The sequence below is a fragment of the Microbacterium sp. H6 genome, from assembly GCF_003314775.1.
Classification (GTDB): Bacteria; Actinomycetota; Actinomycetes; order Actinomycetales; family Microbacteriaceae; genus Microbacterium; species Microbacterium oxydans.
In genome coordinates, this window is the sequence record NZ_QOAY01000210.1 from 3593 (window position 1) to 12817 (window position 9225).

9 protein-coding genes are annotated in these 9225 nt (G+C 68.5%); 5 read left to right on the plus strand and 4 right to left on the minus strand.

Translation table 11 applies throughout. The features are described from left to right. Positions 1-1177, plus strand: a 1177-nt coding sequence (locus tag DSP71_RS21705) for a hypothetical protein (protein ID WP_220151123.1), incomplete at its 5' end; no start/stop codon positions are given. A gap of 81 nt (positions 1178-1258) precedes the next feature. On the opposite strand, the gene DSP71_RS14085 is transcribed toward DSP71_RS21705, so the two are convergent. Together DSP71_RS14085 and DSP71_RS14090 are read right to left on the minus strand one after the other, a co-directional pair. Further along, positions 1259-2419 (minus strand): mandelate racemase/muconate lactonizing enzyme family protein, encoded by a 1161-nt coding sequence (locus DSP71_RS14085; protein WP_046748915.1) that lies wholly within the window; start codon positions 2417-2419, stop codon positions 1259-1261. Positions 2420-2498: 79 nt separating this feature from the next. After that, complete coding sequence (locus DSP71_RS14090) at positions 2499-3302, minus strand: IclR family transcriptional regulator (protein WP_046748916.1); 804 nt, start codon at positions 3300-3302, stop codon at positions 2499-2501. Positions 3303-3530: 228 nt separating this feature from the next. Between DSP71_RS14090 and DSP71_RS14095 the strand changes: the two genes are divergently transcribed. From DSP71_RS14095 to DSP71_RS14105, 3 genes are read left to right on the plus strand one after another with little or no spacing between them, the layout of a single operon-like run. Next, entirely contained in the window at positions 3531-4469 is a 939-nt protein-coding gene (locus DSP71_RS14095) for a carbohydrate ABC transporter permease (protein ID WP_113681404.1), read from the plus strand. Next, on the plus strand, positions 4469-5326 hold the full coding sequence (locus DSP71_RS14100) for a carbohydrate ABC transporter permease (RefSeq protein WP_052674532.1): 858 nt from the start codon (positions 4469-4471) through the stop codon (positions 5324-5326). The genes DSP71_RS14095 and DSP71_RS14100 overlap by 1 nt, the downstream gene beginning before the upstream one ends. Before the next feature lie 51 nt (positions 5327-5377). Beyond that, on the plus strand, positions 5378-6691 hold the full coding sequence (locus DSP71_RS14105) for an extracellular solute-binding protein (RefSeq protein WP_061015229.1): 1314 nt from the start codon (positions 5378-5380) through the stop codon (positions 6689-6691). A 75-nt stretch (positions 6692-6766) separates the two neighbouring features. Here DSP71_RS14105 and DSP71_RS14110 read toward each other — a convergent pair whose 3' ends face one another. Then, on the minus strand, positions 6767-7486 hold the full coding sequence (locus DSP71_RS14110; RefSeq protein ID WP_113681405.1) for an SDR family NAD(P)-dependent oxidoreductase: 720 nt from the start codon (positions 7484-7486) through the stop codon (positions 6767-6769). Beyond that, positions 7483-8376, minus strand: coding sequence for a dihydrodipicolinate synthase family protein (locus DSP71_RS14115; RefSeq protein ID WP_257022130.1), 894 nt, complete (start codon positions 8374-8376; stop codon positions 7483-7485). Before DSP71_RS14115 ends, DSP71_RS14110 begins: the two co-directional genes overlap by 4 nt. A gap of 137 nt (positions 8377-8513) precedes the next feature. Here DSP71_RS14115 and DSP71_RS14120 point away from each other — a divergent pair. Next, a partial coding sequence (locus DSP71_RS14120) for an SMP-30/gluconolactonase/LRE family protein (protein WP_113681407.1) occupies positions 8514-9225 on the plus strand: 712 nt, incomplete at its 3' end.

Consider the following 9225-nt stretch of genomic DNA (forward strand, 5'->3'; position numbering starts at 1 on the left):
GGTGCAGCAGGCGCCCCAGAAGGCGTACCCGTTCGAATGGACGATCCCGGTCGACGACCTGACCGACACCTTCCGGTACACGATCACCTCCGGCGGAGTGACCACGCCCGAGGTCACGCTGAAGCTGCCCGCACGGATCAGCGGTGCGAACCCGGGTCTCGCGGGAGATGTCATCGCGCAGGCGACGGGTACCGCCGGCGACCGTGTGCCGCTGACGATCGAAGTGCGCAACGCGACGGACGACCCGATCACCGGCACGGTCGCGATCACACTCCCGTCCGGGTGGCAGCTCGACGGCGCGGTCCCGGCCGTCTCCGTCCCGGCGCAGGGCTCAGCCCGCGTGGAATCGGCCGCGGTGATCGCCACCGCCGCACCGCTCGGTGAGATCGAGGTGAAGGCGAAGCTCACGGTCACGGGCGAGGACCCCGTCACGCTCAGACCGGCCGCGATCGAGGTGATCGACCGGCGCCGACTGGTGTCGCTCACCTCCGATGTCGAGATCGTGAGCGGGCCGGGCGCCGTCGCGAAGCTGACCGCACTCGTCATCAACACCGGGGTGACGCCCCTGCAGGGCACGCTCGCCCTCTACGGCCTCACGGGGTGGAGCGTCGGACAGCAGAGCACGACGATCACCGTGCCACCGCGATCGGATCTGACCCATACCTGGACGGTGACGGCCGGCTCCGGTGTCGCACCCGGATCGTCGACGCGCTTCGAGGCACGCCTCGATCAGAGCCTCAGGAGGGGAGTGCTCGTGCGCGTCGCCGACGAGGGCGTGATCGCCCACACGCAGTCGCCGTGGCCGGGGTACCTCGAGGCGGGGAACTGGTACCCCAGCGGACTCTCCGGCTGGAACGGCACCCGCACGCGGTACAGCGATTCCGACTCGGTGGGCAGCACTGTGACGTGGAACGTCGACCTCCCGCAGGCAGGGCTCTACCGTGTCTCGGTCTGGTACCCGACGAACCCCACGACCACGACGTCGGCGGCCTACGTCGTGGAGCATCAGAACGGCAGCTCCGAGGTGATCGTGGACCAGACCCAGGGCGCAGCCGCCTGGCGCTCGCTGGGCTCGTTCCGCTACGCGGCCGGTGCGACGGGCACGGTGCGACTCGAGGTGCGCAACACCAGCATCCACCGGGTCAGCGCCGCGCAGTTCGTCCGTATCGGCGACTGACTCCCCGGTTCGAATCGCGCAAATGGTCGCATCCGCCAGGCGGATGCGACCATTTGCGCGATTCTGAGGAGAGTTGACGACTCAGTGGCGCACGTACTCCTTGATCGCGTCCTCGTCGACCGCGACGCCGAGGCCCGGGCCGGTCGGGACGACGAAGCCGCCGTCGGCGCGCACCTCGAGAGGCGTCGTGAGCAGACGGTTGGCGACCGGGAGCGTGAACGGCTGGTACTCGAACGCGAGGAGCGAGGCGGCGCTCGCCGCGACGTGAACGCCGGCGGCCATCGCGATGCCGAAGGCCGCCGAGTGGTGAGGGGCGACCTGCACGTGGAAGGCGTCGGCGACCGCCGAGATCGCGAGGCCCTCGGTGATGCCGGTACGGCCGATGTCGGGCTGCGTGAGGCCGACCGCGCGGCGGGTGAGCCAGTCGGTGAACTCGAAGCGGCTGCGCATCGCCTCGCCGACCGCGATCGGTGTCGCGAGCGCGGAAGCGAGGTCTCGGTGGCCCTCCACGTCTTCCGGAGCGAGTGGCGCCTCGAAGAACCAGGCCCTGCGGTCGTCGAGCTCCCGGCCGAGAGCACGGGCCTCGCCGAGGCGGTAGGTCCAGTGCGCGTCGAGCGCGACGTCGAGGTCGGGGTGAACGCCGCGGACCGCATCGTAGGTGGCGAGGTCGGTGCGGATGTCGACGCCGAGGTGCAGCTTGATGCGCCGCACGCCCCCTTCGACGAGCTCGGCCGTCTTCTCCGCGCGCTCGACGTCGTCTACGCCGCGGATGCCCGAGACGTATGTGGGCAGCACCTCGTGGAAGCGTCCGCCGGCGAGCTCCGAGACCGAGAGCCCGGTCGCGTGACCCCAGAGGTCCCACAGGGCGATGTCGACGGCTGCCATGGCGTCGGCCTGATGGCCGGTGAGGTGCCCGCGCTCGCGCATCGACTCGGTCATCCGGTGCCAGAGCGTGCGCACCGAACGCGGGTCCTCGCCGAGGATGAGCGGGGCCAGCAGGTTGTCCACGATCGCCGCGACCACGACCGGGGCGACCGGAGCGAGCGCTTCGCCCCACCCGATCAGCCCCTCGTCGGTCTCGATCTTCACCAGCAGGGTCTCGTAACCGGGGGAGTACAGGCTCCGCCACGGTGGGCGGATCACATAGCCGCGGTGGTCGACGGCGGTGTCGCCCGCGTAGGAGTTGTTCGCCTCCTCCTTCGAGAGGTAGAGGGGAAAGGTCTGGACGCGCGTGATTCTCACAGGGGTCTCCAAAGACATCGATGGGCGAGCGGTCGGCGGCTGGTGCCGCGGTCAGGGTAGGGAGCGTCGCGGCCGGGCGTCAGAGCGCGGCGAACGCGGATGCGGTGCGGGAAGGGCTGTATCCGAGGGCGACGGAGATCTCGTCGGCGGCTTCGATCAGCTGCAGCGCGAGCTCCTGATGCGGGGCGTGCAGATCCAACACGGACAGCGGGCCGCTCGCCGAGATGCCGGCCACGATCTCGCCCGCACGGTTGCGGATCGGGGCGGCGATGCAGGCACGTCCGAAGGCGAGTTCCTCGATCTCGGTCGAGTAGCCGCGGCTGCGCGTCTCATCGAGCGCGAGCTGCATGGCCTCGCGGTCGACGATCGTGTGCGGGGTGAAGCGCTGCGGTGCCTGCGCGAAGTACTCGTCCACCTGCGCGTCGGTCATGCCGGACAGCAGTGCCTTGCCGATGCCGGTGGCGTGCAGGGGACCCGTGCGGCCCGCCATGTCGAACGACTTCGGTGCGAGCGCCCCCTCGAAGTTGCACAGGTACATGAAGGTGAAGCCGCTGAGCTCGGCGACGTTCACACCGATCTCGATCCGGCGGGCGAGGTTCTGCGCGATCTGCCGCGCTGCGCGGAAGATGGGGGAGCCGTTGAGGGCGATCGTGCCGAGCGAGACGGCGGCCGGACCCAGGCGGTACAGGCCGGTGCGCGGGTCCTGGACCACGAACTTCATGCGGTCCAGCGCCGACATCATCCGCGAGACCGTGGACTGGCCGAGCCCGGTGAGGGTGCAGAGCTCCGAGACCCGCAGTTCGCCCGACTCCTCGGTGAAGCAGGCGAGCAACGACATCGCCCGTTCGACGGTCTGGGTGCCGCCCACCGATTCCGATGCCATGGTCACTCCTCCTCAGTACTGCCGCCGCGTGGGCGACGTCGCGGCTGGTCACCGCTGCCAGTCATCCTATTCAGAGAAATGGCTTCGAGCAACACAAATGTGGGTGTCGTATGCATTTTGTGGATTTCGCATCCGCATTGTGGTTAACTGGCCGCACGTCGACGTCGACGACTGTGACGACGACGCGCAGGGCCCCGCGGGGGTCGTCTCTACTGGAAAGTGACTGCAATGCAACAAGCCATACTCGAGCGGCCCGCAGAGAGCGAGCAGAAGGCCGTCGAGCCACGCTCCGGGCGACGCTCCACGCTGGGCGCGAAGGATCGCACCTTCGGTTTCATGATCGCACTTCCCGCGGTCCTCCTGTTCCTCGTGATCGCGATCTTCCCTCTCGTGTCGAGCATCTTCACGAGCCTGTTCGATCAATCCCTCCTGCGTCCGGAGCGCACGTTCGTCGGTCTCGACAACTACGCGGCCGTCTGGGACGAGTTCTTCGCGCGGCTCGGCACGACCCTCGTCTTCGCGTCCCTCTCCACGATCTTCCCGCTCGTGCTCGGCGTGGCCCTGGCGCTGCTGCTGAACGCCCGCATGCGCGGACGGAACATCCTGCGCGGGGCCCTCATGCTTCCCTGGCTGCTCCCCGGTGTGGTCGTCTCCTTCCTCTGGGCGTGGATCTTCAACGACAGCTACGGCGTCGTCAACCACGTGCTCTCGGTGTTCGGTCTTCCCGAGGTCAGCATGCTGGGCACCCCGACCGGCGCCATGGCGGCCGTGGTCATCGCCAAGACGTGGCACTCGTTCCCCTGGATCATGGTCGTGGCCCTCGCGGTGCTGCAGACCCTTCCGAGCGAGCAGATCGAGGCCGCCACCATCGACGGTGCGACTCGCGCGCAGCGGTTCCGCCACATCTCCCTGCCGCACATCGCAGGCCCCGTGACCCTCGTCGCCGTCCTGGAGTTCATCTACAACTTCGGCAACTTCGACACGATCTTCGTCATGACCGGTGGAGGGCCGGGCAACTCGACCACGGCGCTCGCGGTCAGCCTCTACGATCTCGCTTTCGGCAGCTACGAGCTGGGCAAGGCCTCAGCCATGGGCACGCTCTGGCTGGTCCTGCTGGCCATCATCACCACCGGATACCTGTTCCTCAACCGACGGCTGGAGAAGTGATGCGCCGTAGTCGCGATGTGGGGGAGTCGATCATCCGCCCCCACCTGTCCATCCCGGGACGTGTCCTGCTCCTGCTGCTGGCGCTGTTCGGCCTGCTCCCGGTGTACTGGCTCACGGCCACCGCTTTCACGAAGAAGGAGGACGTGTTCTCCCTCGACCGTCCGTTCTTCCCTGTGGATCCGACCTTCGAGAACTTCATCGGCTTCTTCCAGAACGACCTGCTGCTGAAGAACCTCCTCAACAGCATCATCGTCTCCACCGGAACCGCTCTGCTCGCCGTCCTGGTCGGCGGACTGATGGCGTACTCCCTGTCGAAGTTCCGCTACCGCGGTCGCAACGCCGTGATGTTCATGTTCCTCATCGGTCAGCTGATCCCCGGTGCGCTGCTGCTCATCTCGCTCTACCTGATGCTGAGCTCGGCAGGGCTGCTGTACACCTATACGGCACTGATCATCTCGTTCACGACGTTCACGCTGCCGCTCGCGGTGTTCCTGCTGAAGGGCATCATCGACGCCCTGCCGGACGACATCATCGAGGCGGCCAAGGTCGACGGACTCTCGCGCACGGGGACGATGTTCCGCATCGTGTTCCCGCTCGTGGTCCCCGGACTCATCACCGCCGGGATGTTCGCCTTCATGCGGGGCTGGAGCGATCTCCTCTTCGCCCTCACGCTCGCAGGACCCGACAAGCAGACGCTGCCGGCGGGTCTCACCCAGGCGTTCATCCGCGAGGGCACGGCGGACTGGCCCGCGCTCATGGCGGCGTCCCTGATCACCTCCCTCCCACTCGTCCTCATCTTCATCCTCCTGCAGCGCTACTTCGTCTCCGGCCTCGCCGCCGGGGCGGTCAAGGGATAGCGCCGCACCGCAGCACCGCTCGTCACCCCTCATCCCGAAGGAGCAGTCTCCATGAACATCTCGAACTCGCAGCTGAGCCGCCGAGCCTTCCTCGGAGGCGGAACCGTCCTGGCGGCGTTCGGCGCACTCGCGCTCGCCGGCTGTGCGACCCCCGCCGCCCCCGGCACCGGAGCCGGAGCCACGGCCGCAGGAGCCACCAAGGCCAAGACCATCAACTTCTACGGCAACTCGCTCGGCGAAGAGGCTCTGAAGTCGGCGTGGCAGGGCATCCTCGACGGCTTCTCGAAGCAGGAGGGCGTCAAGGTCGCCCCGGTCATCTACCCCTACGATCAGGCCGCCACGCAGCTGGCTCTGACCGGACGCTCCGGCAACCTCATGGGCGTCGGGCAGTCGGGCGGGTGGCAGGTGCTGACCCCCATGAACGTGCTCGCCGACCTCTCCGACCTCGCGAAGGGGCTGGGCATCCCGCAGGGTGTGCTCGACTCCTACACGATGGACGGCAAGCTGCTCGTGCTCCCGCTCACGGCTGCCGGTATCGGCATCATCACCAACGGCGAGATCGCGAAGAGCGTCGGCATCAAGTCGGGCATGACCGTGGAGCAGTTCGCCACGGCGCTCGAGAAGATCAAGAAGCAGGACTCGTCGCTGATCCCCTACGCCGCCGTCACGAAGAACCCCGACCTGAAGGACGCCGTCCCGTGGATGTGGGGCTTCGGCAGCGACGTGGTCACCGACGACCTGAAGTGCACCCTGGGAGATGCCGAGAGCGTCAAGGCCGTCACCTGGTACAAGTCCCTGCAGGATGCCGGTCTGACGCAGACGAACGTGGCACGCAGCGATGCCCGCATCCTGTTCGCGAGCGGTCGGGCGGCCCTGTACGACGATGCCCCGCTCGCGTCGACCTTCGTCAAGACGAACGGTGCGGCGCAGAACATCATCGACAACATCGGGGCCATCTCGCGCCCGACCGCCGGTGGCAAGGACTCGTTCAACCGGGCTTGGGGCAGTGGTGTCTTCGCGACCGCGGGGGAGGGCGAGCTCACGAGCCGCGACTTCATCCTCTACGCCGCGACGAACGTCGAAGCGGCGACCGCGCTCTACGAGAACTCCGCGGTGGCACCTGCCGCCAAGAGCGTCGCCGACAAGATCCCCGCCCTCGCGGCGGACAAGTTCCAGGGCGCGTTCCGCACCGAGGTCTCCGAGCATGCACGCGGTGCCGCGTGGGACCGCGTCGCGGTGACCGCGCAGATCGACGCCGCGATCGGCGCGGGTGTCGCGACGATCCTCGCCGGGCAGGTCGAGGTGCAGGCCGGCCTCAACGCGCTGAAGAAGGAAGTCCAGGGGCTGCTCGACGCCAACTCCTGATCGAGAGCGGCGGGAGATACGAAGAAGGCCGCGTTCCCGGAAAGGGACGCGGCCTTCTTCGTAGATGTGAGCGGGTCAGAGCCAGCGTTCGCGCAGCACCGGCTTGAGCCAGGCCGCGGGGGAGGAGATCGACAGGCCGCCGTCGACCGCGATCGACGTGCCGGTGACGAAGGACGCGGCATCGGAGGCGAGGAACGCCACGACGGACGCGACCTCCTCCGGACGGCCGATGCGTCCGAGCGGGTAGCCCTCGCTCTCGCCGGTGTCCTGCGCGGAGATGCTGCCCGGCTGCACGGCGTTCACGCGGATGCCTCGGGGGCCGTAGTCCAGCGCCAGCTGCCGTACGAGGCCGTCCACTCCGGCCTTGGCGGCTGCGTAGGCGGCCAAGGCCGGGGCGGCGAGCGACGAGTTCACGGAGGTCACCGCGACGATCGACGATCCGGCGGAGAGACGGGAAAGAGCCGCGCGCGCCACGAAGAACGCCGAGTCGAGCGTGGCCCCCAGGGCGCCGCGCCAGTCTTCGTCGCTCGTGGTCTCGGCGCGGGCGATCGGCATGCGTCCGGCGGCGAGCACGACGACATCGAGTCGGCCGAGAGCCTGCTCCGCATCCGCGACGGCGCGATCGGCGGCCTCCGGCCGACTGCAGTCCGCGACGAGATACCGCGCGAAGACGGCGTCGTCGCTGTCATCGATCCCCACGCCGACGACGGTGTCCCCGCCGTCGGCGAAGGCGCGGGCGATCGCGAGACCGATGTCGGAGCTGCCGCCGATCAGCAGCACGCCGCGGCCGGTCACACGCGCACCGTGGTGGGGACGGGGGGAAGGGCGAGCTCGTCGATCACGAGCTTCACGGACGCACGGCTGCCGGAGTCGAGGCGCGACGCGGGGTAGCGGACCGTCGCGTGGTCGATGATGCCGCGCGCGACGAGAACCTCCTTGTGCACCGCCCATGCGATGCCGCCCTGCAGACCGATGAGCACGAGAGGGAGCATACGACGGAACTCGGCTCTGGCCTCGTCGACGCGCCCCTCCAGGAACCTGTCGAGCACCGGGCCGAGCAGGTCGGGGAACTCGCAGGCGGGCATCGTGCCGACGGCGCCCCTGGCGTACTCCTCCAGGCAGAACTGCGCGTTCTGTCCGCCGAGCACGGCGAAGTCGGGGTCATCGATCGCCGAGACCACGGCCCCGACCTTGGGTGCCGTCGGGGGAGCTTCCACCTTGACCGAGTCGACGCCGTCGAGCCGGGCGATCTCGGCGATCAGAGCCGGAGCCATCACCACGCCGGTGACGCCGGGAGCGTCCTGCACCATGACGGAGAGCGAGGTGGCCGCGGCCACGTCGCCGTAGAAGTCGACGAGCGTCGCTGCCGGCGGCTTCACCATGAACGGCGGAAGCACCATGAGCGCGTCGGCGCCCCCTTCCTCCGCGAGGAGCGCCTGCTCGATCGAGGTCGCGGTGGACGTGCCGTTGACGCCGGCGATCACCGGGATCCGGCCGTCGACCACCCGGACGACATCGTCCAGGATCGTCCGACGTTCCTCCGTCGTCAGTGCGAAGCCCTCGCTCGCCATGCCGAAGACGGCGACACCGTCGACCCCGGAGGCGAGCTGGAACTCGACCAGCCGACGCAGGCCGGCACGGTCGAGGGCGCCCGATTCGTCGAAGGGTGTTGCCAGGATGGGCATCAAGCCATGGAGTGTCGGAGCCATCAGCTGTTTCCCGCCTTCATCATCGTCTGTCCACATTTCTCGCAAGTGTTATGCATATTGTGAGATAGTCTGCCACATAACGGTTACGAGCTACCAGCGAAGGACGCCCCCGGATGTCGCACACCCTGCCCTCCCGAACCGTCGAGATCCTCTCCGACGCCCGATACGTCCAGGCCGAGTCTCCGCGGTGGGGCGGTCGCGACGGCAGCCTCGCCTGGATCGACATGGCCACGGGTTCGCTGCACCGCGGGCGTATCGACGGCGGGCGAGTGATCCCCGGGTCCGCGGTCGTCGTCGGCGCGCAGATCGGTGCCCCGATCCCGCTCGCGCAGCCGGGGCAGGGCTGGCTGGTCGGAGTCGATCGTCGCGTCGTGCACGTGAGCGACGACGGAGCCGTCTGCCCACTCACGGATGACATCGCCGCACCGGGGGACTACATGAACGACGGCGGCGGTGATCCGGTCGGTCGCTTCTGGGTGGGCAGCCAGTCGATGCCCCGCGACCCGCACTGCACGCTGTGGAGCATCGACCCCGATGGTGAGCCGACTGCTCGCCTGGAAGGGGTCACGGTGTCCAACGGTCTCGCCTTCGACAGCACGGGATCCACGCTGTTCTACATCGACACTCTGCCGGACCGCAGCATCGAGGCCTTCGACGTGGCGCCGGACGGGGAGCTGTCGAATCGCCGCACGGTGTGCCGGGTCGAGGGCGGCAACCCCGACGGCATGGCGATCGACCTCGAGGGCATGCTCTGGGTCGCGGTCTGGGACGCCTCCGAGGTGCGCCGCTACTCTCCCGACGGTCAGCTCGTGGAGACCATCGTCC